Below are 23,780 nucleotides of genomic sequence, written 5' to 3' on the forward strand. Positions count from 1 at the left end.
ATATGATAAATTTTACATTACTTTCACCAAAGTCAGGAGTGGTTTTAACCCTAGCCGTCGGACTAGCTGTTAAGATTTGGCTGACTTCTTTAATTACTATGTTTTAGGGGGAAATTATTTTGTTCAAAAAAGCACTGACCTTGTGCATGACCTTCACACTGGCGGCAGGTCTGGCTGCTTGCAGCTCCAATGTAAGCAATAACAACAGCGCGTCCACTCCTGGCACAGATGGCACGAAAAGCGAAAGCACAGCCTATGTTCCTACAGAGTTAAAGGTACAGTTCGTTCCTTCCCAAAATGCTGATACGCTCGAAGCCAAAGCCAAGCCGCTCGAAAAGCTGCTAGGGGACAAGCTTGGAATTCCGGTGAAAGTAACGGTATCTCCTGACTACAACACGATTGTCGAAGCCATGTCTTCCAAACAGGTAGATGTAGGTTTCCTTCCACCAAACGCCTATGTGCTGGCACACGATAATCGCAAAGCAGCCGATTTGCTGCTGCAAGCCCAACGCTACGGCATTGATGATGCCACAGGCAAGGACACAACTGAAAAGGTAAACTTTTACAAATCAATGATCGTGGTGAAAAAAGATTCTCCGATTAAAAGCCTGGCTGATCTGAAGGGCAAAAAAATCGGCTGGCAAAATGTAACCTCCTCGGCAGGCTACGTGTATCCCGCAGCCGAGCTAAAAAAAGCCGGCGTGGACCCGGATACGGATGTACAGGGTGTAACGATCAAAGGCCATGATGCCGCTATTCTGGCGCTGCTGAACGGTCAGGTTGATGCTGTAGCTGTTTTCCAGGATGCGCGCAACACGGTAAAGAAGGAAATTCCGGATATATTTGAAAAAACACGCGTCATTCATTACACAGCAAAAATTCCGAATGACACGGTCAGCGTACGTTCCGATATGGATCAAGCGTGGAGAGACAAAATCAGCCAGGCCTTTATAGATATCGCCAAAGACCCGAAGGGCGGCGAAATCATTAAGGAAATCTACACACACGTAGGTTATGAAAAGGGCGACGATAAAAACTTCGACTCTGTACGTGAATATGCCGAAGCCGTCGGCCAAACGGTTAAGTAACAGGAGCAAACTCGCAATTGTAATGAAGCAGCAGCTACGAAACAGGCATTACGAATGACAGGGCAGCACCGTCCATGTATTCATGGCGGTGTTGTTTTCATTCCACCCCATCGGGGGAGAAAGTTGGGAGCAAATGATCGAATTCCGCAACGTATCGAAAACGTACCCAAACGGCACCAAAGGGTTGAACAATATTAATCTGACGATTAAAGAGGGGGAAATGGTCGTTATTGTCGGCTTGTCCGGTGCAGGCAAGTCCACCCTGCTGCGTTCCATTAACCGATTGCATGACATTACCTCCGGCGACATTGTCGTAGGCGGCAGGTCTGTTACGTCTACCGGAAGCAGCGAGCTGCGGCGCATTCGCCGCGATATCGGCATGATCTTTCAAAGCTTCAATCTGGTTAAGCGGTCGACCGTGCTCCGCAATGTACTTTCCGGTCGTGTCGGCTATCATTCGACGCTCAGAACTGTTCTCGGCCTTTTTCCGAAGGAGGATGTGGAGCTGGCGCTGACGGCACTGGAACGCGTGAACATCCGCGAAAAAGCCTACAGCCGGGCCGATGAGCTGTCCGGTGGCCAACAGCAGCGTGTATCTATCGCCCGCGCGCTGGCGCAGGAGGCCAAGATTATACTGGCGGACGAGCCTGTCGCATCGCTTGATCCGCTGACCACCCGCCAGGTCATGGACGATCTCCAGCGGATCAATCGTGAAATGCAGATTACGACCATCGTCAATCTGCATTTCATTGACCTGGCGCGCGAATATGCGACGCGGATTATCGGGCTGCGCGCCGGTGCGGTTGTCTTTGACGGCACGCCGGAGGAAGCTACAGATGAGGCCTTTGCGGAGATCTACGGCCGGGCCATCAAGCATGATGAACTACTGGGAGTGGGATCATGAAGCCCGACTCTACGGCCCAGCCACTCTCTTCGACGCCGCCGTCGCCACATACCGGACCGCCGCAGCCCGGCAAGTCGCCCACCGGACCACCCTTGCCGGGGCGTTACAAGCGTTATGCCACCTGTATGATTTTTATCGTAGTGCTGGTAGCCTGCTCCATTCATACGGATGCCACGCCTTACCAGTTGATCGTTGGCTTGCCCGAAATGGGCAAGCTGCTGCGCGAAATGTTTCCGCCTGACTGGAGCTACCTGCCCACCATCTGGAAGCCGATGCTGGAAACGATCCAGATTGCCATTGTTGGCACGACACTGGGAGCCATCCTGGCGATCCCTGTCGCGTTGCTATGTGCCTACAATGTGATGCCGCGCAAGCTGATTTCGCTGCCCATGCGCACGATTCTAAATCTGGTGCGGACGATCCCCGATTTGCTGTTTGCCTCCATCTTTGTGGCGGTGTTCGGCATCGGACCGTTTGCAGGGATGCTCGCCCTGCTTTTCTTCTCCTTCGGCATCATAGCCAAGCTGACGTTCGAAGCGATTGAAGCGATTGATCCCGGGCCGTTGGAGGCTATGACTGCCGTCGGTGCAAGCCGCATTCAGGTCATTGCCTTCGGTGTTGTGCCGCAGGCGCTGCCTTATTTTGTGTCGTACTTGCTGTACACCTTTGAGGTTAATGTGCGTGCGGCTTCCGTGCTGGGCCTGGTCGGCGCTGGAGGTATCGGTCTGCTGCTTGACCGTTCCCTCGGGCTGTTCCGATATGACCGGGCAAGCATCATTATTCTACTGACCCTCGTCATCGTCCTTGCGATTGATTACGGCAGTAACCTGCTACGGAGGAAATTATTATGAATGATCCTACGCTTCGCAGACCTGTTGGCTCCCGCCTGCGCCTATGGGCGATAGCTATTCTGCTAATCATTATTTATATTTGGGCTTTTCGCGGGATGCAGTTTGAAGGATTACAGGGAACGGCCAAAAGTGTCTCTGTCGCTATATTGGACGGCTTTCTCCATCCCGACTGGTCATTCGTCTACATCCCTGAAGGAGAGGATTTATTGCGCGGGCTGCTGGATACGCTGGTCATTTCAATTCTCGGAACCTTCGTATCCGCGTTTGTCTGTCTTCCATTCGCCTTTTGGGCGTCCAGCAATTTGACCCGATTGCGTCCCCTATCAGGCAGCGGGAAATTTGTACTTAGTGTCATCCGGGTATTTCCCGAAATGATCGTCGCCATTCTGTTTATTAAAGCCGTTGGACCCGGCTCGTTTGCCGGGGTGCTTGCCCTTGGTATTCACTCGATCGGCATGCTGGCGAAGCTATTTTCAGAAACGATCGAAAGCGTCGATCACGGGCCGCAGGAAGCCTTGGTCGCGTGTGGCGCCAATCGTCTGCAGGTGATTTTCTTCGCCGTACTGCCGCAGGTGATCCCACAGTTTCTTTCCTATTCGCTTTATCGTTTTGAAATTAATATCCGCTCCGCCACCACACTCGGTCTGGTCGGTGCAGGCGGTATTGGTACTCCGCTGCTGTTTGCACTCCAAATGCGAAACTGGAACCGCGTAGGCGTTATTTTACTGGGCATTGTGGTCCTGATCATTTTGACGGATCTGATTTCCGGCTGGCTGCGCAAACGGATCGTATAGTCTTTTTATTTATATAATTTATAAGCTAGAAGCCCAATAAAGCCTCTTCTGTGTAAAAGGGAAGTGTCCCACTCCCATTCACACAGAAGGAGGCTTTTCCTATTCAACAAATCCTCGCCAGCTCATCCATCACCCGCCTAATCTCCTCAGCTGTATTGTAAAAATGCGGAGCTACACGGATGACATCCTTTCGTGCCGAAACGATCATATTTTGGCTTCTCAAACGCATCTCCACAGCCGTTACGTCTGCTACTTCAACAGCGAGCAGGCTTGGTAATGTGCCTCCCCTGTAAGGTATACGTATGTTCAGTCCTTTGCGACTTCCATACGCAACGGAAAACTCCAACAATTCACTCATATATGCCTGAATATTCGTGACCCCGATCTCCAGCAGCAGCTTTAAGGCCGCATTCGCGGCAAAAATGCTGATGAACGAAGGCAATCCCGACTCGAAGCGTCGGGTTCCCACCGCCGGAACCGGGTGAGCAATATCAAACCGGGAAGCAAGCTCCTGTCCTAGCCAGCCCGTAAGTCGAGGCTTGAAGCGGTCTATTCGATCCTTGCTTACATACAGAAAAGCCACTCCTGGTATTCCCAACATATATTTACGTGCTCCAGTCACCAGAATATCTATGCCCATTGCCTTTACATCCACCGGAATGACCCCCGCTGACTGATAGGCATCCACAAACAGCAGCGCCTGATTTTGATGAGCTATAGCTGCAATGGATTTTAGATCCTGCTGAAATCCATGGGTATAATTCACATGGGATGCTATAACGAGTGCAGTTTTTTCCGTAATATGCTCCTTATACTGCTCTATCGTAACCTCTCCTTCGATGGAGGGGATACAACGGATGTGATCACGGAACAACTCCTGTGCTTGCCAAATGTGTCCCACCGTCGGAAAGTCGGTGTCCGCATATACAATGCCTTCTTTTCCCGGTACATAAGGAAGTGCAGTCGCCACCCCGGCAATGGCCTCAGAGGCTGAGGACAGCACTGCAATTTCGTCAGGCTCCGCCCCGATTAGCTTGGCAAAATGCGCTCTGGCTTCCTCCAAGCGTGCCATAGACAGCTCGCCGTTATTGCCATATTGCAGCAAGCTTCGATGGTACTCCTCAATTGCAGCAGAAACCTGCCTCGATACAGCCCCTTGGGAACAGCTCCCAACATGGATATGTGAGGACAGCACCGGAAACACCTGACGGTAGGACTGAAACGGATGTTTCATATTCCCTTCGCTCCTCCTGGACACAGCTGCGTGCCTTGATATGATCATTTTATTATCCATAGAAGCCGGCTTAGAACAAGAGCCTCCCTTCCATCTTCTCGTCGGTAATAAGACGATAGACACCAAGAGAGGCTCTATGGGCTCAAGCACATTCGCTTGTTACGTTTATCCTAAAGTCAATCATGCAATAAGCCCGCTGAAAGAGCACAGGACCAAAATTAATGTCCGCGCTTGCGCCCAAACCAGCTTTTAAGCACCAAGGTAGCGAGAGCCAGAAGCAGCAGCAACGAAGCCACGGCAAAGGATGCCGAAAATTGATATTCATTATACAAAATCTCCACATGCAGCGGCAGTGTGTTCGTCTCTCCCCGGATATGTCCGGAGACGACGGACACCGCGCCGAATTCCCCCATGGCTCTCGCATTACATAGAATGATGCCATAGAGCAGACCCCATTTGATATTCGGCAGCGTCACCTTCCAAAAAATACGCCAGCCGCGAGCGCCCAGCATAACAGCCGCCTCTTCCTCCTGCTGTCCCTGATCCTCCATCATGGGAATGAGTTCGCGCGCCACAAACGGAAAGGTGATGAACAGCGTTGCCAAAATAATGCCCGGCAAGGCAAATATTATTTTAATATCATGCTCATCCAGCCACGGCCCAAGCCAGCCTTGTGCGCCAAACACCAACACATACATCAATCCGCCGACGACAGGTGAGATCGCGAAGGGTAAATCAATCAAGGTGACCAGCAAGCCTTTGCCGCGAAATTGAAATTTTGTGATCAGCCAAGCGGCGGCTACGCCAAATACCGTATTCAGCGGCACCGTTATGGCTGCCACCAGCAGCGTCAGCTGTAACGCGGACATCGCGTCCGGGTCCCGCAACGCTTCGATGTATACACTCCAGCCCTGCTTGAGTGCTTCGGTAAGCACGACGATCAGCGGCAATACCAGCACCCATAGCAAAGCAAGAAAAGCAGCACCAATCAGCGTCCACTTTACCCAGGGTGCCTCGCTTGTAACCCTGTGGGGCGGTGCAGATGAAGGTACTGGTGCATGAGCAAGCCCCTGCCCCGTTATCGCTTGTGACATGATCATGTCCCTCCTTAGAACGCGGCTGTACCGCTGCCCTACATTAATTATATGGCACGACGCCGTGACCAGCGTTGAATGCTATTAATCACAAATAACAGCAAGAACGAAATTACCAGCAGCATCATCGCTACTGCCGTTGCTCCTGCATAGTCATTTTGCTCCAGCTTGGACATAATGAGCAGCGGAGCAATCTCGGTTTTCATCGGCATATTGCCGGAGATGAAGACAACAGAACCGTACTCGCCAATGCCCCGGGCAAATGCGAGTGCAAAGCCCGTCAGCAGCGGCGGAATCAACTCCGGCAAAATCACGCTGCGGAAGGTACGCCATCTGCCCGCTCCCAGCGTTGCAGCAACCTCTTCCTCGTCCTTGTCCATCTCCTCCAGCACTGGCTGCACCGTCCGCACGACAAACGGAATGCCGATAAACATCAGCGCAAGTGTAATGCCCGTCTGCGAATACGCCATCTTCCAGCCCAACGGTTCGAACAGCGAACCGATCCAACCATTTGGCGCATATAGAGCGGTCAAAGCAACACCCGCAACTGCAGTAGGCAAAGCAAAGGGCAGATCAATGACCGCATCGAAAATCCGTTTTCCCGGAAACTCATACCGCACCAATACCCAGGCTATCAATAAGCCGAGAAACAGGTCGATCAAAGCCGCTGCCGCGGCACACAGAAAGCTGACCTTGTAGGAAGCCAGCACCCTCACATCCGTTGCCACGTCCCAAAATTTCTCCCACGTCAGTCCGGTTGAGTTCAGAAGCAGCGCCGATAAAGGCAGCAGCACCACCAAACTAAGGTACAGCACACTATAACCCATCGTTAACCCGAATCCGGGAAGTACGCGTTTTCGGGTGGCTTGCACTTGACTCATGTTCTGTCCATCCCTCTCTGAAATCCTTTCACTCTAAACGCTTGCGTATTACCGATCCTCTCCGACTTGACAGACGACTTATTTATCAACTGCCGGGTACATAAATCTGGTCAAAAATACCCTTATCACTAAAATGCTTCTGCTGCGTTTCCTTCCACGTTCCAAAAACATCCTTCAAGGTTACGAGCTCCATATCCGGAAATTGATTCTTGAATTTCGCCTTTACACTATCCAGCGTTGGACGGTAATAGTTCTTGGCTGCAATGGTCTGCCCTTCTTCACTGTACAAATATTTCAGGTACGCGTCCGCTACCTCACGTGTGCCTTTTTTATCTACAACCTTATCGACGATCGCCACCGGAGGCTCAGCCAAAATACTGATCGACGGATACACGATATCAAACTTATCCGCACCCAGCTCCTTCACAGAGAGCAATGCTTCATTTTCCCAAGCAATCAGCACATCGCCAATTCCACGCTCCACAAAGGTCGTAGTCGCCCCGCGCGCTCCGCTATCCAGTACCGGTACGTGCTTGTATAGCTCCTGTACAAACTGCTGAGCTTTTGCTTCATCGTTATTGTTTTTCTTGAGCGCATAGGCCCAAGCCGCAAGATAGTTCCAACGGGCTCCACCCGAAGTTTTAGGATTTGGTGTGATGACCTGCACATCACCACGGATTAAATCATCCCAGTCCTTGATCCCTTTCGGATTGCCTTTGCGCACTAACAGCACGATGGTTGAAGTGTATGGAGAGCTGTTATGCTCATATTTATTTTGCCATCCCTCTTTAATAAGTCCTTTTTCCTGTAGCGCATCAATATCATAGCCCAGGGCCAGAGTGACCACATCCGCATCCAGTCCATCCTGCACAGAGCGACTTTGCTTGCCAGATCCCCCATGGGACTGCTTGATCGTCACCTTCTGCCCTTTCTCCTTTTCCCAATGCGCGGCAAACGCTTTATTATATGCCTCATACAGCTCACGGGTAGGGTCATAAGAAACGTTAAGCAACTCGACATCCTTGGAGCCGGAAGCTGAGCTCCCCTCCTTACTTGCCCCGCAAGCACTTAGCATAATCGTTAAAACCAAAGATAGTCCGAGAATAAGTCCAATTTTCCATTTACTCTTCATCAAGACACCCCTAATTCTATGTATTTTGTGAAAACACATTCATTTACGCCTGTTATTTACAGGCCTATTCAGAAAAATAGCGGAGAATTCCCTGATGCAGCTCTGATAGGTCAAACCTGTCGCGTGGACAGTATCTGCCTGCTGTTCCTAGAGGTTCTCCGCCACAATGGCGTGATCATAATGACCATACTTTAATACTTTAAATCTTTAATTCCTACCTGTTTAATGAGTTATACGAATATAATACGAGTGTTTATGAACAATGTCAAACTTTTTTTTGGCATGGGCTATCTGTGTTTTGTTTGCTTCAAAGAGAGAGGACAGCCAGAAACATGAAAGTATGTTTCCGACTGCTTAGGGGTTATTTTCACACGCGGAGTATTGCTTAGTTGGCCACGGTTTCAAGATTAATCGAAAAAACTCCAAAAAGCTTCGGATTGTCGGTGTCTCTTCTTAACCACAGCTCACCCGAGCCAACCATAACTCCTTGGTAATTGACAAACAAATCATCCGTCTTTTGGTTCACCAGCGCTTCACGAATCGCATCCGTAAAAATCTGATCATACTTGGCAATAAAGTCTTTCTTATTCGGAATCGTTAGCGATTTCTCGCTATCATTGACACGCAAAGGGTAAAAAATATAATTGGCCACCTTCTCTTTGTCATTGTCGGCAACAGCCTTTTGTAACGCTTTGAACGTGTTCAAAAACGCTTTAGGGTCTTGAATGCCTGCTACCTCAAAAGGATTTTGAGATGGATTGGAGGGTGTCGGGGAAGAAACTGCATCCGATGAAGCAGCCGGGACCGAAGGAGTGGACTTTTGCGCGTCATTGCTGCTGTTTTCTGCATTCCCACTCTCTTTGGCTGCTTTGTCATTTTGGGCTGAACCGCTACGATTCGCATCGGCTCCGTTCTCAATCACGCTTGTACTGCTTCCGGTATTGTTGGCTTCAGCATTCTTATCCTGGCCGCAGCCAGCAAGAGCAACAAATGTAAGTGTAAGTAAAACGGCTGTGAGCGACAGCTTACGTGACAGCTTTTGATTACCGAATTCATGGTTTTTGGGCACAACGGGTCATCCTTTCTGCTTCTGCTTTCTGCTCTGGCCTATTCTGTTCATTAAGTTCAACCGTTCTATTGTAACATAGTAGGCTAATGACCGCATGTCGTGCCCATTCTGGAAGGAGCTTACAGTGTAATATATGCGAAAGTTTTAACGGTTCCTTGCGATCCATCGTCTGTGCTTACGTTCAAGATCAACTTATTCGAGGAGTCGCTTCCCGCTTCTGCCTGCCCCTCCTGCTTTACAAACAACAGATCATGGCGTTCTCCCGGCTGTAACGTTCGTTTAGTAAATCCGCTCGTTGTACCTTCCAAGTCTGATCCATTCGAACTGGTGAGGCTGTATTGTAAGGGTTGCTTTCCTGTATTTTTGATGCTGATGTACAGCTTGCGCCCCTCTTCAAATTTAAAGTCCGTTTGTCCTTGTCCTCCAAAGTGCATTCTTTGATCTTGTACGATACGCTTGGCTGCGTCTCCCTGCTTACTCTGCGCGCTAAGCGGAGCTGCCGGGTGCGTCACATACGACGTTGATGTTGATGTAGTATTCGTGGTATGGATACTGGCAAAAGTCGCATAACCTACGATCACCCCCGCAACGCCCATCCAAACCCATTTTTCCACCATTTTATGCCCTCCTTCACAAAAAAAGCCGAACTCATATCTATTATGAGTCCAGCTGCCATATTTTCCAAACCGGATCAAAAGCATCCTCCGTTCATGTTCTCCTACTACACCAATGGCCCATGCCCGCTTTCATTTACTCAATTCTGAATTAGTCCATGCCAGTAAATATCCCAAGAGCTTTCCAGACGCGGATCAAAATCGGCGGTTCCGTTATACACAAGCTCTACCAGCATGCCTTCGATTAAATTCATATAAGCTGTTGCGGCAGATCGGGCTGGAACACGCAGCTTTACCGACGTTTCGGCCGCAATTCGCTCACACACCAAATTTGTCTTATGCTGGACATAGCGTATAACCATGGCCTGAATTTGGGCCTCCAGATTGGACGGTATCAGAAAGCCGACATACAAAATCAAACGCAAATTCATGGCGCTCCCATAACGGTCCTTGAATTCGGCGATGAGCCCCCGCAGAACAGCTTCAAGCGGCTGCTCAGATTGCTCATGAAAATAACGATCCAACTCCAGAATTTCCTGCTTCACCGCATCAGAAAATATATCCAAGAACAAATCATCTTTGCTTTTAAAATGGTTGTAAATAGACTGCTTCTTTATCCCTACCTCATCTGCAATCAATTGCAGAGAAGCGGCATCGTATCCCTTTCTCGCAAATTGATGCAAACCAGCCGTTTTAATTTTTTTTGCAGTGTCATGTTTTCCGTTCCCTTACGAACGTTCGTCAGAATGAACAACACTTTTTTTCTCTGATCACATTTCGACCTAAAAAATGAAAAAAGCCGGAGCCCCTTTGAATTATGGGGACACCGGCTCTTGTGCTTATTCTGTCACCGTTCCGTAGATCAGCACTGGCGCTTCCGCTTGATCCGCAATCCGGATGTTCGCGTAGATTTTCTCCAGCACCTGGGCTACGTCTTCACGGTTCGCATGGATGGTAACCAGCGAGTCGCCTTTTTTAACCGCATCGCCGACCTTTTTGTTCAGCATCAGGCCGACAGCCAGATCAATCTCGGATTCTTTGGTCGCACGTCCTGCTCCAAGCAGCATCGCAGCCGTACCGATTTCGTCCGCTACGATCTCGGCCACCACACCATCCTGCTTCGCAGGTACTTCAATGAGATACTGTGCCTGCGGCAAGCGTTCAGGATGATCCACTACAGAAGCATCACCGCCCTGATTGGCAATAAACTCCTTGAATTTCTCCAGTGCTTTGCCGTTGCGAATCACTTCTTTGAGCTTCTCTTCAGCATTTTCGAGGGAATCTGCTTTCCCGGCCAAAAATACCATTTGGCTGCCCAAGGCCATACACAGCTCTTCCAGATCTTTGGGTCCTTCACCGCGCAGTGTATCAATCGCTTCTTTGACTTCCAGCGAGTTGCCAATGGCCAGACCCAGCGGTTGGCTCATATCAGAAATAACCGCCATCGTTTTGCGGCCGACATTATTCCCGATGCTTACCATCGCATGTGCCAGCTCTCTGGCATCGTCTACCGTTTTCATGAATGCGCCTGCACCTGTCTTGACATCCAATACGATGGCATCGGAGCCGGCTGCGATTTTTTTACTCATAATCGAACTGGCAATGAGCGGAATCGAGTTTACCGTTGCTGTAACGTCACGCAAGGCATACAGCTTTTTGTCCGCAGGCGTCAGGTTGCCGCTTTGTCCGACCACAGCAATTTTACTGCGGTTCACCAGCTCCACAAATTCATCCTTGCTGATTTCTACGTGGAAGCCGGCGATGGCCTCCAGCTTGTCAATCGTTCCCCCGGTATGTCCGAGGCCGCGACCTGACATTTTTGCCACCGGAATGTCCAAGGCCGCTACGAGCGGGGCCAGTACCAGCGTTGTCGTATCGCCCACACCACCAGTCGAGTGCTTATCGACCTTTACTCCTTCAATCGCGGACAGATCAATCGTATCACCTGAATGGACCATCGCCATGGTCAGATCAGCACGTTCCCGTTCGGTCATATCTTTGAAGAAAATGGACATCGCCAATGCACTGACCTGATAGTCAGGAATTTCACCCTGAGTGTAGCCTTGGATAATAAAATTAATTTCCTCCGTACTCAGTTCTTTTCCATCACGTTTTTTCTCGATCAAGTCTACCATTCTCATATGTCATTACTCCTCACTGTGCGTATGATCGTTTACAGGGATACTGCTGTATCCAGTGCAACTTCCATCATTTCTTTAAAGGTGGTTTGCCGTTCTTCCGCCGTTGTTTCTTCACCTGTCAGCAAATGATCGCTTACCGTCAAAATTGTCAGCGCGTTAACGCCAAATTTGGCTGCCAGCGTATACAAAGCCGAAGTCTCCATTTCGACACCCAGCACGCCGTATTCCATCAGCTTTTGCACCACTGATTTGTCATCACGATAGAAGCTGTCCGAACTGAATACGTTGCCGACATGCATGTTCAAGCCTTTGGCAACACCGCGATCATAAGCGCCCTTTAAAAGAGGGAAGCTGGCAATCGGCGAATAGTCGTAGCCGCCAAAGATATGACGGTTCATGCCAGAATCCGTACACGAAGCCTGTGCCAAAATCACGTCACGAACATGCACATGCTCCTTCATCCCGCCGCATGTGCCTACACGGAACAAGTTTTTTACACCGTACTCGCTGATCAGCTCATTGACATAAATACTGATCGAAGGCAGTCCCATTCCGGTTCCCTGTACAGACAGGCGTTTGCCTTGATACGTTCCCGTAAATCCGAGCATTCCGCGTACCTCGTTGTAGCAGGTCACGTCCTCCAGATACGTTTCAGCGATAAACTTCGCCCGCAGCGGGTCTCCTGGCAGCAAAATCGTTTCTGCAATTTCTCCTGGCTTAGCTCCAATGTGTACACTCATTGTTCTATTCCTCCGTCCCATTTGTCCGTGATTATATAATTATTGAAGCTCAGCCAAAAAGCTTGTTCCGTGTTCCGGCAGTTTTACACCGAAGTTTTCCGCTACCGTCGCCCCAATATCCGCAAACGTTGTACGGAGCGCAAGCTCCTTGCCTCCAGCTGTAAAACGTGGGGAATACACTAACAATGGTACATATTCACGAGTATGATCCGTTCCCCGGTACGTTGGGTCATTCCCGTGGTCCGCAGTGATGATCAGCAGATCGTCATCCGTCATTTTGGCGAATACCTCCGGCAGGCGTGCATCGTAATCGTCCAGGGCTTGACCGTATCCCTGTGGATCACGGCGGTGACCGTATACAGCATCAAAGTCCACCAAATTCAGGAAGCTTAATCCGGTGAATTTCTCATCCAGCGTAGTGACCAGCTTATCCATGCCGTCCATATTGGATACGGTGCGTACCGCCTTCGTTACACCCTCACCGTCATAAATGTCGGAGATTTTCCCCAAAGCGATCACATCCAGACCTGCATCCTTTAGCTCGTTCATCGTAGTGCGGCCAAACGGCTTGAGCGCATAATCATGGCGATTGGAGGTGCGGGAGAAGTTCCCCGGTTCGCCTACGAACGGACGTGCAATAATGCGGCCCAGCATGTACGGATCCTCCAGCGTGATTTTACGGCAGAATTCGCAAATCTCATAAAGCTCCTTCAGAGGTACAACTTCCTCGTGCGCAGCAATTTGCAACACCGAATCCGCCGAAGTATAGATGATAAGCGCTCCTGTCTTCACATGCTCTTCGCCCAGTTCATCAATGATTTCCGTTCCGCTGGCTGGCTTGTTGCCAATGACTTTGCGCCTTGTATGCTCCTCAATGCGCTGAATCAGCTCATCCGGGAACCCGTCGGGGAATACGCGGAACGGAACCGCAATATTCAAGCCCATGATCTCCCAATGCCCAGTCATCGTATCCTTGCCATTCGACGCTTCCTGCATTTTAGTGTAGTACGCGAGCGGCTTTTCAGCCGCCGGTATCCCTTCGATAGGACGAATGTTGGACAGACCAAGCTTACCCATATTCGGCATGTTCAGACCGCCGCGTTCGCGGGCGATATGACCAAGTGTATCTACATCATAATCATCAAACTTGGCTGCGTCCGGCGCTTCGCCGATGCCGACCGAGTCCAGCACAACCAAGTGAATGCGTTTAAATTTAGGCATCATAAAAATCCTTTCCTGACTTGCTGTTTTTTTTACAAAAACAACCCTGCAATCGTTGCCGACAGCACGCTAACCAGCGTCGCCCCGTACAACAGCTTCAGACCAAAGCGGGCCACCACATTTCCCTGCTTTTCATGCAGACCCTTCACCGCCCCGGAAATGATACCGATGGATGAGAAGTTGGCAAAGGATACGAGGAATACCGATACGATCCCGATTGTACGCTCAGACAAGCCTGTTTGTTTGGTCAGATCCAGCATGGCCACAAATTCGTTGGATACGAGCTTGGTAGCCATAATGCTGCCCGCCTGAACCGCCTCGCTCCATGGAATCCCCATGACAAAAGCGAACGGTGCAAACACATAACCAAGCAGCGCCTGAAAGCTGATTCCAAACACCCAGGTGAAAATCCCGTTAACCATGGCAATCAGCGCCACAAATCCAATCAGCATCGCTGCTACAGTTATGGCTACCTTGAAGCCGTCCATAATATACTCACCGAGCATTTCGAAGAAGGACTGCTTCTCTTCCTCCTGAACCTCCAGCAAATCGTCTTCTTTTTCAATCTTGTACGGATTAATAATCGAAGCGATAATAAAGCCGCCGAACAGGTTCAACACCAATGCAGTAACCACATATTTGGGGTTCAGCATTTGCATGTAAGCCCCCACAATCGACATGGATACAGTGGACATTGCAGATGCACACAACGTATACAGCCGATGTTTCGGCAGAAGACCAATTTGCTTCTTAACGGAAATAAACACCTCGGATTGACCCAAGATAGCTGAAGCTACAGCGTTGTAGGATTCCAGTTTACCCATTCCGTTTACTTTGCTCAAGATAATACCGATATATTTGATGATGAACGGCAGGACTTTAATATATTGCAGAATCCCGATCAGCGCGGAAATGAACACGATCGGCAGCAATACATTGATAAAGAAAGGTGCCGCCCCCTCATTTGCAATCCCGCCAAACACAAAATTGATCCCTTCACCCGCATATTTCAGCAGGCTGCCGAACGCTTCGGCAAACCCCGTGACCAAAAGTTCGCCAATATCTGTGTTTAGCAATAAAAAAGCAAGCGCTGCCTGCAATACAACCATAACTACCAGCGGACGATACCTGATTTTGCGCTTGTCGCTGCTGGCAATGTAAGTCAGTCCAAATACAACGAGCAGCCCCACTAAAGCGATGATATATTTCATTTAATTATCCCCCTTATTACATTAAGCGCTTACATTAACTATAAAAAGAACGCGCCCTCGAAAGAGGCATTCTTTTTTTATTTCCCCAAATCCGCGGGACGAAAAGCACCCGGCAGTAGTTTTTCCATCGTCCACTCTTCCGTGTTGCCATGAAGGTTAGTCAGATATATTTTGGTATCTACATGAGCAAATTCGGAAATGACCTGTCTACAGGCCCCGCATGGAGATACAGGTCCTGCTGTGTCTGCTGCAACCGCAATCGCATCAATTTTACGGCAGCCTTCGGATACCATTTTAAAAATCGCCGTCCGTTCTGCACAATTGCAGAGGCCGTAGGAGGCATTTTCCACATTACATCCGCGATAAATCGTGCCATCGCTACCGAGAACCGCTGCACCGACTTGAAAATTCGAATACGGAATATATGCCTGTTTTCGCGCCTCAAGCGCTTCCTGAATCAATTGATCCTTCACCCGCGAATCCCTCCATGACTTTAAAATAGTACTTAGTAGGAAGATGTAGACTGCTCGCCCTCGATGATTTTCACACCGGAGCTTGCACCGATCCGACTTGCGCCTGCTTCTACTAATTTTTGCACGTCTTCCAGACTGCGTACGCCGCCAGAAGCTTTAACACCAATCTCAGGTCCTACTGTTTTACGCATCAAGGCCACGTCTTCCGCAGTAGCTCCACCTGTAGAGAAGCCTGTCGAGGTTTTCACAAAATTCGCTCCCGCTTTGACGGATAGCTCACATGCAAGTACCTTCTCTTCGTCAGTCAGCAGGCAGGTTTCGATGATGACTTTTACCAGTGTACCGGCAGCAGCTTCCACGACCGCACGAATATCCTGCTCCACAAGTTGCAGATCACGTGCCTTCAAGGCGCCGATATTAATAACCATATCCACCTCAGTCGCACCGTTAGCAATGGCATCCTTCGTTTCAAATGCTTTTGTTGCTGAAGTGCTTGCTCCCAGCGGGAAACCGATAACCGTACAGATGGCTACGCCTGTGCCTGCGAGTTGTTCTGCTGAATAGGCTACCCACGCTGGATTCACACATACGGAAGCAAACTGATATTTCTTCGCCTCAGCGGTCAATTTCGTAATTTCATCCTTCGTCGCATCTGCACGCAACAATGTATGATCAATTAATGCTGCAATGTTCATGTTCTGAACGCTCCTTCAATGATAAATAGTGTGAAGACAAATGTCCTTTATTTCTCTGTGATGAGACCATCATAGCACGGCTTTGAACATATGTAAAACACATTTTGAAATTATGTTCAAGCCTATGCATACGACAGTCACCTACAGTTCACATTACCCTATAGGCGGACGCCAAAACCGTATGTTTACACGGAATTGATGCACATGCTTATTGTAAAAGTGCTTGTGCCGTAAACTGATCCGTCACCAGAATATTCGCGTACTTGCCCCGCAATGATGCACGGATAGCCTCCACTTTGCGCTGTCCACCCGCTACAAGAATAGCCTTCTCCTTCTTGCGTAAATCCGGCAGATCAATTCCAACAGTACGGCTGTTGATTTCGTCACTGCATATATTGCCCTCATCGTCAAAAAAGCGCGAGCAAATGTCGCCCTTGCCGATTTTTTGCAGCAGCTTCTGTTCCTCTTGGTTAAAATACCCCAGTCTGAACAACAGCGCATCCTCCTTGACCGTTCCCACCGTAAACACGGCAATATTCGCCTGCTTGCCAAGTTCAATGATGCGCTGGATGTGCCGATCCTTCTCAACCATTTTCTTAACGGCATGACTATCAAAAATCACAGGAAGCGGTAAGTACCGTGCAATTGTGTGAAAGGCTTCCGCAAACAAATTCACCGTCTCAACAGCATATGTGTTGACATGCGAATGGCTCACGCCTCCTTTGAGCTGAACCACCTCAACTCCCTTAACCTGCTTTTGCTGGAGATGGAGTGCCACTGCATGCATCGTCGTGCCCCACGTTACCCCAATAATATCCGCATCCTGGACCGTTTCATGCAAATAATCGGCTGCCTTTTTGCTAATATGCTTCTTAATCTCCTGATATTCATTGACTGGCGAGTAGCAAACCAGCACGGTATCCAGTCCGTATTTCTTTTTGAGCTGCTCTCCAAGCGCATCCATATCCTCCATTGGATCAACAATACTGATCCTTACGTATCCCTGTTCCTTGGCAGCCTGAAGCAGCCGCGATACCGTAGGACGGGAAACCCCGAGTCTGACCGCGATATCCTGCTGGCTATAGTCGTTCAGATAGTATAACCTGGCTGCCTCGATACTTAATCGCTGCTTATCATGATCCATTCTACCTCAACCCGCTTATCATAAAATGTAGTCCCATCACCTGAGTCTCTCTTTTGGAAGATTTAACTGCCAGTTTGTGATATTCTGTGATTAACTGAAACAGTTTCACCACACCCTCAACTTTATAATTCCATGTGCCAAAACGCAATAGCTAACCCGTTTTACTGTCATTTCACAACGCCCTGTAGAAGACTTATCTGAATATGTAAGGAGAATGGCTATGTCTGAGTATATTGTGTGCAGTCTGGCGGACAAAAGGTTCGCTTTAAACTTTCTGGAAGTGGAAGAAGTCATGAACGTCAAGAAAGGGACACCGCTTCCCTTTTCCGAGGCATGGCATAAGGAATGGTCACCATCCGTGACAACGTATTTACGATCCTCAATTTGCGAAAAAAGCTACTGCTTCCCGCTTCAAATGAGTCCTCCGAGAACAAAATGATTTTGCTCAGCCGGGCGAAGATTGCTCTAATTGTCGATCAGGTGGAGGATACAGCTTCTGCCGAGGACAGTCAGCTACAGAGCAATGAGGAAGAGTGGCAACGCGAGCTGTTTCCCACCGTGCTGGAGCATCATGGTACCCTCATTCCGGTGCTGGATATGGACGCTTTTCTCGCTTCCACCAAGACAAACTAAAAAAGCTTTAAAGCTTTCATGTAAAATACTCCCGAACCTTGAGTCAGCTTGCACTCATCGTTCGGGAGTATTTTCAATTATTGCAGCCCCTGTCCCTCTTTCATGTGAACCAGCGTGTTCAGCTGCTCCAGCAGCGTATTCCCTCCGGTCAGCGAAATGGTGCCAATCTTCTCGCAGATTTTTTCCAGAAACTCCAGCTCTTTGAGACGATAGAGAGTGGCGTTTTCCTCCATCAGCTTGGCCGTATTGAGCAAACTACGAGTAGAGGCCGTCTCTTCGCGGCGTGTGATAAGGTTGGCTTGCGCTTTCTTCTCTGCCAACAGCACTGTATTCAGAATATCCTTGATATCCCCTGGCAAAATAATGTCCTTCACCCCAGCCGACGTAAAGGTCACTCCATATTCGCCGCTCTGCTCATTCAGCCGAGTCAAGACATATTGAGCGATTTCCTGCTTCATTTTCAACAAATCGTCCAGCTTCATGGCGCCAACGTATTCACGCAGCAGCAATTGAAGCATAATATACATTTGCTCCTCGAATGCCCGGAATTCCAATGCACGCAGCGGATCAATGATACGGTATTGACAAACGAAGTTAAGGCGCAGCGTAATTTTATCCTCTGTCATGATTTCCTGTCCCATCAAATCCATCTGCTGCTGGCGCATATCTATCGTTTTGATCTCTGTGTTCACCGTCGACATCCAAAAGCAATACTTGCCCGGCTTCAGCTCGCCTTGCAGGACGTTATCATAATACAGGAAGCCCAGCTCATAGCTGGCTACCTGAAGTGCCTTCCAGAAGCCTTTTGTCTTGGACAAAAAGGCTTGCCCCAATGCCTTATCAATCGCAGGCTGCCGGGTATCTGCATGGACAAAGCGATGTTCCTTGAGCACGCTCCAAAACGCATATTTTCCTGCCGTCAGCAGCTCCACGAACTTATTGTCCTCATAATGCAGGACATATTCATGATCCTCAACCTCTACGACATTCAATTGCTCCAGCAATAGGGGATCGGTCAAAAACAGGCGAATATCATGGTCTGGTACAAAAAACGGTTCACCTACATTCAAAATCACAACCGTCTCCTGCTGAAATGTCTTCAACAGGTAAGTCCCGGGCAGCAGCAACTTGTGGTAGCTCCCTTTTTTGAACAGCAGTCCGCGTTCATCAGATTTAATGGTTATTTTCTTAAACATGGTATCACTCCTAGTATTTAAAATCCTCAACGTAAAAGAGTGCTTTTTTCTACGTGTGGCGGCTCCGCGATCCATTTGATCTTCCGATCGCTGTTGCCTCTGAATTATTAGAATTGATGAACCCTTATAGAGTTAGAATTCAGGGGCAAAGGCGAACGCTGACGCTTCTTCAGATTCAAATGGACCGCTCCGCTGCTGCCCACCTAAAATCAACACACTTTTAAAATGAGGATCTTCATTTTTATTCGTTGTAGCAGGGTTAGTGACCCTTGCAGAGCATCCCTCCGGGGTGAACGGCGGGGCCAAGCTTGAGGAAAAAGGAAGGTGCTGTCTGTCTCCGTGTTTCGAGGATGGGATTCATCAGCCCAACATCGACTGTGAATCCGTATCCCCGAAGCTGCGGGCCCTGTCGTCGCTTGCTCTTTCCGGTATCCGCTAGCCGCATAGCCATCGCCTCGGCATCTGTCATAGGGACCAGAAATGGGATGCTCTCATCCAGGTCTTTTCATTGTTTTTATTCGACCATTCGAATACTCTACCAGAAGTCGCTTGGAAGGCGATTGGGAATCGAACCCTAATGTTGGTGGATACACAAGATTTACAGGATACCTGGCCCGATGAGGGCAGGCACTGCGGGACCTTTAGAAATCCTCACCTCGGTAATATCTTCCTGCATCAGCCTTCATCATTATTGCGCACAACCTCACTCACGAACATGGCGAAAGTATTACGACCCTATACAAAAACAAAAAAAAGACACGGAAGAAGCTCTTTTGGCTCACTCCGTGTCGCTCTTTTTATAGCTACCTGTGTCAACAGAAAATAAAGTATTAGACGCCCATGCCGCTAACGCAGCACCAACAGATGATGAAAATGGTAGGTATGCGATATAATTTACTTACGGCTGGCGAAGGCAGGTCGGCAGTCAATGGTGCTTCGAGCCCGAGTATTAGACTGACCCTAACGACCAGGTGCACCACAGATTGTTGCTCCGAATTTGGAAGCACGCAGGATAGAATAACCATATGTGGTTGTTGCACCAGCCCCTTCAATCTTGCTGCCGTAAGGAGAAGGCTACGAATGGACGTTGTTTACAGTCATGTGTGCGGACTTGACGTTCATAAAAAGAACATCGTTGCCTGCACCATCACGCCTGAAGGTAAAGAAATCCGTACGTTTGGCACGATGACCGACGATTTAATTTTGCTTGTAGATTGGCTCAAAGTCAAGGAATGCACTCATGTAGCGATGGAAAGCACTGGAGCATATTGGAAACCAATCTACAACCTGTTGGAGCTTGAGGAGATTGAGACTCTTGTTGTGAATGCCCAGCACATCAAGAATGTTCCGGGACGCAAGACTGACGTCAAAGACGCGGAATGGATTGCTGGATTGCTCCGGCATGGTCTATTGAAGGGTAGCTTTATCCCAAATCGCGAGCAAAGAGAGCTGAGGGAATTGATTCGCTACCGCCGTAGTCTCATCGAAGAGCGAGCTCGGGAAGTCAGCCGCATTCAAAAGGTGCTGGAAGGAGCAAACATCAAGCTTTCCTCGGTTGCCAGCAATGTGCTTGGGAAATCAGGACGTGCAATGATTGAGGCGATGATTGCTGGCGAAACCGATCCTGAAGCTTTATCTGATCTTGCAAAACGAAAGTTGAAAAGCAAAAAAGCGGATTTGAAGCGAGCATTGAACGGCTTAATGGGCCCTCATCAGAAACTGATGCTGGGAGCTCAGCTCCGTCACGTCGATTATTTGGACGAAGAGATTGGCAGGTTGGATGAGGAAATTAAAAAGCGCATGCTCCCTTTTGATGAAGACTTGGAACTGCTTGACACCATCCCAGGTGTGGCACGAAGAACAGCAGAGACTATTCTAGCCGAAATTGGCTCTAATATGAATCAGTATCCTTCCGCCGCCCATTTATGTTCTTGGGCAGGGCTGTGTCCGGGTCAGAATGAAAGCGCCGGAAAACGATTGTCCGGCAAGACGCGAAAAGGAAATAAGAAACTCCGAAGTACGCTTGTAGAAGCTGCGAAGGCTGCGGCTAGAACAAAAGAAACGTATTTATCCAGCCAGTATCATCGGATTTCCGCGCGTCGGGGAGCTAACCGAGCGACGGTTGCAGTAGCACACAGTATATTGTCTATGGTTTACTATATCCTTAAGCGGAAACAACCCTACATCGAGCTAGGTCCAACCTACTACGAGGAACGAAAACGGGACGTGATCATCAAGCATTCCATTAAGAAACTGGAGTCATTAGGTGTATCAATTACTGTGAATACGGCAGCTTCCTGATCGTTATGCAAACCATACATTACTAATGCCCCTGGCTATTTTTTTGTTTGCCGGAGGGTCGCTTTCTTGTTGCCTTTTTTAGGTGTTCTACGGAGCGATATTTTCAGGATAGACGCGAAAAGGAAATAAGAAACTCCGAAGTACGCTTGTAGAAGCTGCGAAGGCTGCGGCTAGAACAAAAGAAACGTATTTATCCAGCCAGTATCATCGGATTTCCGCGCGTCGGGGAGCTAACCGAGCGACGGTTGCAGTAGCACACAGTATATTATCTATGGTTTACTATATTCTTAAGCGGAAACAACCCTACATCGAGCTAGGTCCAACCTACTACGAGAAACGAAAACGGGATGTGATCATCAAGCATTCCATTAAGAAACTGGAGTCATTAGGTGTATCAATTACTGTGAATACGGCAGCTTCCTGATCGTTATGCAAACCATACATTACTAATGCCCCTGGCTATTTTTTTGTTTGCCGGAGGGTCGCTTTCTTGTTGCCTTTTTTAGGTGTTCTACGGAGCGATATTTTCAGGATAGACTGGATGTCTTTATTCCACGCGGCTTTTCGAATTGCCATACCGTCAGACTCCATAAAATAAGTTTTAGACTTGCCTTAGAAAATTGAAACAGCGATAGCAAAGGACAAGAAAATAAAGTCCTTTGCTATCGCTGTTTCATTGAACTAATGTTTCCCGTTAGGTTAACGCCAGCGCCCAGTCTACAACTTTATTTTTACGGTCTAGTTCTTTATTTTTCAGTACTTCATTCATCGAACACCAACAAATCTCTTTTGCATTTCTCCGCCCCATACGTTACTATCTTTGTATCGACAAATTTGCAGGTCTATATTAAGGAGGTTTTAACACCCATGTGCCCCCGTACCAAAGAACAAAATGAGCTCATACGTATGCAGCGCAGAGAACAGATCCTGGATGTCGCCGCTCGCTCCTACTTTCGCACGGGCGGCAGCTTTGATATTCGCGACGTTGCCCGCGAGGCAGGGCTTGGTTACGGCACAGTATACCATTATTACCCCAACCGGCATTTATTAATAGAAGATGTGTTAGGAAGCGGCTTCGAGCGATGCGAGCAAGTTATCGCAAAATGGGCGAACATCAGCGGCAGCCCCCCGGATGACTGGCAGTTGTTGACGTATTGTAAAGCGCTGCTCCGGCTGTGGCAGTCGGACGCCCGCGCTTATCTCGTCTACAAAATGGCGGCGGAACATTATGCTGGCTTGCCTGAGAGGGATCGACACCACGCCAAAAGAAAATTTATGGAACGGCTGTATGTTCCACTCCAATTGATCGCTCAGTGCGAAGACGACAGCGTCGACCATATGCTTGCCGTACTGGTCGGTTGCTGTGGGCTGCACTACTATGCGGGCAATTCCGACCTGGACGTCGATCGAATCGCCCGACTCGCTATGCAAGCTATTACGAAGGAGTCCTGATACGAACATGATCATCTTAAAAAGCAAGCATGAAATCGAATCCATCCGCAAGGCATGCCGAGTGGTGGCTGAATGCCATCGTACAATTGCCCCGCTCATCAAACCGGGCATCACAACGAACGAGATTGAGCGCATATTCGAGGATATTATTTTGAAGCACGGCGCCAAGCCATACGAGAAGGGCTACAAGGGCTATCCATATGCGACCTGTGCCTCCGTCAACGACGTGATCGCGCATGGCTTCCCTAGCAATAAGCCACTTGAGGAAGGCGATATCGTGACGATCGACACGGTCGCGGAGCTCGACGGCTGGCTCGGCGATTCGGCTTGGAGCTATGCAGTCGGGCAGATCTCGCCGACGGCCGAGAAGTTGATGCGCGTCACGAAGGAATGTCTTGACCTGGGCATCGAGCAGGCGCAGCCCGGCAATCGACTCGGCGACGTGACGAGCGCGATTCAGCGGCATGCGGAATCACACGGTTTCGGCGTCGTGCGCGACCTTCTCGCCCATGGCATCGGCCGCGACCTGCACGAGGAGCCGACCTATATGCATGTCGGCAAGCCCGGAAAAGGCCTCCGTATCAAGGAAGGTATGGTGTTCACGATTGAGCCCATGATCACCGAAGGCACCTACTTCATGACAATCGATCCGGACGGCTGGACCGCACGGACGATGGACAACAAGCTTGCCGCCCAATACGAGCATACGATCGCCATCACGGCTGAAGGTCCACAAATTTTGACCGCGCAATAGAATAAATAGAGGTCGATCAACGAAAGGTCGACTTCTTTTTTCGTATTCGGCATAACAGCTTTCTTTATTCATTACAGGTGATCGCGTAAACGATATCCCGTTCCCATCTTCAAATTGAATTTTCTCCTGACAACCTGTCACATTCGTATCTTGGGCCT

The 23,780-nt window shown here is 49.1% G+C and carries 23 protein-coding genes and 1 pseudogene; 9 read left to right on the forward strand and 15 right to left on the reverse strand.

What is annotated here, in order from left to right; all coding sequences use genetic code 11:
* The first annotated feature begins 119 nt into the window (after positions 1 to 119).
* The 4 genes from GCU48_RS06645 (at position 120) to phnE (GCU48_RS06660) (ending at position 3,637) form a co-directional block, all read left to right on the forward strand.
* Positions 120 to 1,088, forward strand: a complete 969-nt coding sequence (locus tag GCU48_RS06645) for a phosphate/phosphite/phosphonate ABC transporter substrate-binding protein (RefSeq protein ID WP_152379482.1) — start codon at positions 120 to 122, stop codon at positions 1,086 to 1,088.
* A gap of 133 nt (positions 1,089 to 1,221) precedes the next feature.
* Positions 1,222 to 1,992 (forward strand): phosphonate ABC transporter ATP-binding protein, encoded by a 771-nt coding sequence (gene phnC, locus GCU48_RS06650; protein WP_152379483.1) that lies wholly within the window; start codon positions 1,222 to 1,224, stop codon positions 1,990 to 1,992.
* Positions 1,989 to 2,843, forward strand: coding sequence for a phosphonate ABC transporter, permease protein PhnE (gene phnE, locus GCU48_RS06655; protein WP_152379484.1), 855 nt, complete (start codon positions 1,989 to 1,991; stop codon positions 2,841 to 2,843). Before phnC ends, phnE (GCU48_RS06655) begins: the two co-directional genes overlap by 4 nt.
* Positions 2,840 to 3,637, forward strand: a complete 798-nt coding sequence (gene phnE, locus GCU48_RS06660) for a phosphonate ABC transporter, permease protein PhnE (protein WP_152379485.1) — start codon at positions 2,840 to 2,842, stop codon at positions 3,635 to 3,637. The genes phnE (GCU48_RS06655) and phnE (GCU48_RS06660) overlap by 4 nt, the downstream gene beginning before the upstream one ends.
* A 103-nt stretch (positions 3,638 to 3,740) precedes the next feature.
* Here the strand turns inward: phnE (GCU48_RS06660) and GCU48_RS06665 are convergent, their stop codons facing one another.
* The 14 genes from GCU48_RS06665 to GCU48_RS06730 all read right to left on the reverse strand — a co-directional run bounded on the left by GCU48_RS06665 (position 3,741) and on the right by GCU48_RS06730 (position 17,286).
* On the reverse strand, positions 3,741 to 4,871 hold the full coding sequence (locus tag GCU48_RS06665; RefSeq protein ID WP_152379486.1) for an aminotransferase class V-fold PLP-dependent enzyme: 1,131 nt from the start codon (positions 4,869 to 4,871) through the stop codon (positions 3,741 to 3,743).
* A 218-nt stretch (positions 4,872 to 5,089) separates the two neighbouring features.
* Positions 5,090 to 5,965, reverse strand: coding sequence for a sulfate ABC transporter permease subunit CysW (gene cysW / locus GCU48_RS06670; RefSeq protein WP_025719449.1), 876 nt, complete (start codon positions 5,963 to 5,965; stop codon positions 5,090 to 5,092).
* Positions 5,966 to 6,012: 47 nt separating this feature from the next.
* The gene (cysT, locus tag GCU48_RS06675) at positions 6,013 to 6,846 is read right to left on the reverse strand and encodes a sulfate ABC transporter permease subunit CysT (protein ID WP_025719447.1); all 834 of its coding nucleotides are present in this window, start codon (positions 6,844 to 6,846) and stop codon (positions 6,013 to 6,015) included.
* An 85-nt stretch (positions 6,847 to 6,931) separates the two neighbouring features.
* Positions 6,932 to 7,978, reverse strand: a complete 1,047-nt coding sequence (locus tag GCU48_RS06680; RefSeq protein WP_025719445.1) for a sulfate ABC transporter substrate-binding protein — start codon at positions 7,976 to 7,978, stop codon at positions 6,932 to 6,934.
* Between the two features lie 385 nt (positions 7,979 to 8,363).
* Positions 8,364 to 9,047 (reverse strand): hypothetical protein, encoded by a 684-nt coding sequence (locus tag GCU48_RS06685; protein ID WP_152379487.1) that lies wholly within the window; start codon positions 9,045 to 9,047, stop codon positions 8,364 to 8,366.
* Between the two features lie 119 nt (positions 9,048 to 9,166).
* Positions 9,167 to 9,664, reverse strand: a complete 498-nt coding sequence (locus GCU48_RS06690) for a hypothetical protein (RefSeq protein WP_152379488.1) — start codon at positions 9,662 to 9,664, stop codon at positions 9,167 to 9,169.
* Positions 9,665 to 9,801: 137 nt separating this feature from the next.
* The gene (locus tag GCU48_RS06695; protein ID WP_244316106.1) at positions 9,802 to 10,344 is read right to left on the reverse strand and encodes a TetR/AcrR family transcriptional regulator; all 543 of its coding nucleotides are present in this window, start codon (positions 10,342 to 10,344) and stop codon (positions 9,802 to 9,804) included.
* A 156-nt stretch (positions 10,345 to 10,500) separates the two neighbouring features.
* Positions 10,501 to 11,802 carry a pyrimidine-nucleoside phosphorylase gene (locus tag GCU48_RS06700; RefSeq protein WP_152379490.1) on the reverse strand — a complete coding sequence of 434 codons (1,302 nt, stop codon included), beginning with the start codon at positions 11,800 to 11,802 and terminating at the stop codon, positions 10,501 to 10,503.
* A gap of 32 nt (positions 11,803 to 11,834) precedes the next feature.
* Positions 11,835 to 12,542: a purine-nucleoside phosphorylase gene (deoD, locus tag GCU48_RS06705; RefSeq protein ID WP_025719435.1), complete on the reverse strand. Its 708-nt coding sequence runs from the start codon at positions 12,540 to 12,542 to the stop codon at positions 11,835 to 11,837.
* Positions 12,543 to 12,581: 39 nt separating this feature from the next.
* The gene (gene deoB, locus GCU48_RS06710; RefSeq protein ID WP_208811970.1) at positions 12,582 to 13,766 is read right to left on the reverse strand and encodes a phosphopentomutase; all 1,185 of its coding nucleotides are present in this window, start codon (positions 13,764 to 13,766) and stop codon (positions 12,582 to 12,584) included.
* A gap of 29 nt (positions 13,767 to 13,795) precedes the next feature.
* Positions 13,796 to 14,974, reverse strand: a complete 1,179-nt coding sequence (locus tag GCU48_RS06715) for a NupC/NupG family nucleoside CNT transporter (protein ID WP_152379491.1) — start codon at positions 14,972 to 14,974, stop codon at positions 13,796 to 13,798.
* A gap of 77 nt (positions 14,975 to 15,051) precedes the next feature.
* Positions 15,052 to 15,447 carry a cytidine deaminase gene (locus tag GCU48_RS06720; protein WP_025719430.1) on the reverse strand — a complete coding sequence of 132 codons (396 nt, stop codon included), beginning with the start codon at positions 15,445 to 15,447 and terminating at the stop codon, positions 15,052 to 15,054.
* Between the two features lie 32 nt (positions 15,448 to 15,479).
* Positions 15,480 to 16,142 (reverse strand): deoxyribose-phosphate aldolase, encoded by a 663-nt coding sequence (gene deoC, locus GCU48_RS06725; RefSeq protein ID WP_152379492.1) that lies wholly within the window; start codon positions 16,140 to 16,142, stop codon positions 15,480 to 15,482.
* 208 nt (positions 16,143 to 16,350) lie between these two features.
* Entirely contained in the window at positions 16,351 to 17,286 is a 936-nt protein-coding gene (locus GCU48_RS06730; protein ID WP_025719428.1) for a DNA-binding transcriptional repressor DeoR, read from the reverse strand.
* Positions 17,287 to 17,631: 345 nt separating this feature from the next.
* Between GCU48_RS06730 and GCU48_RS06735 the strand changes: the two genes are divergently transcribed.
* Positions 17,632 to 17,919, forward strand: coding sequence for a chemotaxis protein CheW (locus GCU48_RS06735; RefSeq protein WP_244316108.1), 288 nt, complete (start codon positions 17,632 to 17,634; stop codon positions 17,917 to 17,919).
* Between the two features lie 77 nt (positions 17,920 to 17,996).
* Here the strand turns inward: GCU48_RS06735 and GCU48_RS06740 are convergent, their stop codons facing one another.
* Positions 17,997 to 19,115 (reverse strand): slipin family protein, encoded by a 1,119-nt coding sequence (locus GCU48_RS06740; RefSeq protein WP_152379493.1) that lies wholly within the window; start codon positions 19,113 to 19,115, stop codon positions 17,997 to 17,999.
* Positions 19,116 to 20,195: 1,080 nt separating this feature from the next.
* Between GCU48_RS06740 and GCU48_RS06750 the strand changes: the two genes are divergently transcribed.
* The 4 genes and pseudogenes from GCU48_RS06750 to map all read left to right on the forward strand — a co-directional run bounded on the left by GCU48_RS06750 (position 20,196) and on the right by map (position 23,622).
* Positions 20,196 to 21,416, forward strand: coding sequence for an IS110 family RNA-guided transposase (locus tag GCU48_RS06750; RefSeq protein ID WP_152379494.1), 1,221 nt, complete (start codon positions 20,196 to 20,198; stop codon positions 21,414 to 21,416).
* A gap of 112 nt (positions 21,417 to 21,528) precedes the next feature.
* Positions 21,529 to 21,840, forward strand: a pseudogene (locus tag GCU48_RS27695) (IS110 family transposase); the annotation flags it as partial.
* Between the two features lie 443 nt (positions 21,841 to 22,283).
* Positions 22,284 to 22,868, forward strand: coding sequence for a TetR/AcrR family transcriptional regulator (locus GCU48_RS06760; RefSeq protein ID WP_025719425.1), 585 nt, complete (start codon positions 22,284 to 22,286; stop codon positions 22,866 to 22,868).
* Between the two features lie 7 nt (positions 22,869 to 22,875).
* Positions 22,876 to 23,622, forward strand: coding sequence for a type I methionyl aminopeptidase (map, locus tag GCU48_RS06765; RefSeq protein WP_152379495.1), 747 nt, complete (start codon positions 22,876 to 22,878; stop codon positions 23,620 to 23,622).
* The last annotated feature ends 158 nt before the right edge of the window (positions 23,623 to 23,780 follow it).

This window comes from Paenibacillus brasilensis, assembly GCF_009363115.1.
GTDB lineage: Bacteria > Bacillota > Bacilli > Paenibacillales > Paenibacillaceae > Paenibacillus > Paenibacillus brasilensis.

Excerpts from the sequence above, each read along its gene's own strand:
- phnC (WP_152379483.1), top strand. The coding sequence starts at position 1,222 with ATGATCGAATTCCGCAACGTATCGAAAACGTACCCAAACGGCACCAAA.
- phnE (WP_152379484.1), top strand. The coding sequence starts at position 1,989 with ATGAAGCCCGACTCTACGGCCCAGCCACTCTCTTCGACGCCGCCGTCG.
- phnE (WP_152379485.1), top strand. The coding sequence starts at position 2,840 with ATGAATGATCCTACGCTTCGCAGACCTGTTGGCTCCCGCCTGCGCCTA.
- GCU48_RS06665 (WP_152379486.1), bottom strand. The coding sequence starts at position 4,871 with ATGAAACATCCGTTTCAGTCCTACCGTCAGGTGTTTCCGGTGCTGTCC.
- cysW (WP_025719449.1), bottom strand. The coding sequence starts at position 5,965 with ATGTCACAAGCGATAACGGGGCAGGGGCTTGCTCATGCACCAGTACCT.
- cysT (WP_025719447.1), bottom strand. The coding sequence starts at position 6,846 with ATGAGTCAAGTGCAAGCCACCCGAAAACGCGTACTTCCCGGATTCGGG.
- GCU48_RS06680 (WP_025719445.1), bottom strand. The coding sequence starts at position 7,978 with ATGAAGAGTAAATGGAAAATTGGACTTATTCTCGGACTATCTTTGGTT.
- GCU48_RS06690 (WP_152379488.1), bottom strand. The coding sequence starts at position 9,664 with ATGGTGGAAAAATGGGTTTGGATGGGCGTTGCGGGGGTGATCGTAGGT.
- GCU48_RS06700 (WP_152379490.1), bottom strand. The coding sequence starts at position 11,802 with ATGAGAATGGTAGACTTGATCGAGAAAAAACGTGATGGAAAAGAACTG.
- deoD (WP_025719435.1), bottom strand. The coding sequence starts at position 12,542 with ATGAGTGTACACATTGGAGCTAAGCCAGGAGAAATTGCAGAAACGATT.
- deoB (WP_208811970.1), bottom strand. The coding sequence starts at position 13,766 with ATGATGCCTAAATTTAAACGCATTCACTTGGTTGTGCTGGACTCGGTC.
- GCU48_RS06715 (WP_152379491.1), bottom strand. The coding sequence starts at position 14,974 with ATGAAATATATCATCGCTTTAGTGGGGCTGCTCGTTGTATTTGGACTG.
- deoC (WP_152379492.1), bottom strand. The coding sequence starts at position 16,142 with ATGAACATTGCAGCATTAATTGATCATACATTGTTGCGTGCAGATGCG.
- GCU48_RS06730 (WP_025719428.1), bottom strand. The coding sequence starts at position 17,286 with ATGGATCATGATAAGCAGCGATTAAGTATCGAGGCAGCCAGGTTATAC.
- GCU48_RS06735 (WP_244316108.1), top strand. The coding sequence starts at position 17,632 with ATGGTCACCATCCGTGACAACGTATTTACGATCCTCAATTTGCGAAAA.
- GCU48_RS06740 (WP_152379493.1), bottom strand. The coding sequence starts at position 19,115 with ATGTTTAAGAAAATAACCATTAAATCTGATGAACGCGGACTGCTGTTC.
- GCU48_RS06750 (WP_152379494.1), top strand. The coding sequence starts at position 20,196 with ATGGACGTTGTTTACAGTCATGTGTGCGGACTTGACGTTCATAAAAAG.
- GCU48_RS06760 (WP_025719425.1), top strand. The coding sequence starts at position 22,284 with ATGTGCCCCCGTACCAAAGAACAAAATGAGCTCATACGTATGCAGCGC.
- map (WP_152379495.1), top strand. The coding sequence starts at position 22,876 with ATGATCATCTTAAAAAGCAAGCATGAAATCGAATCCATCCGCAAGGCA.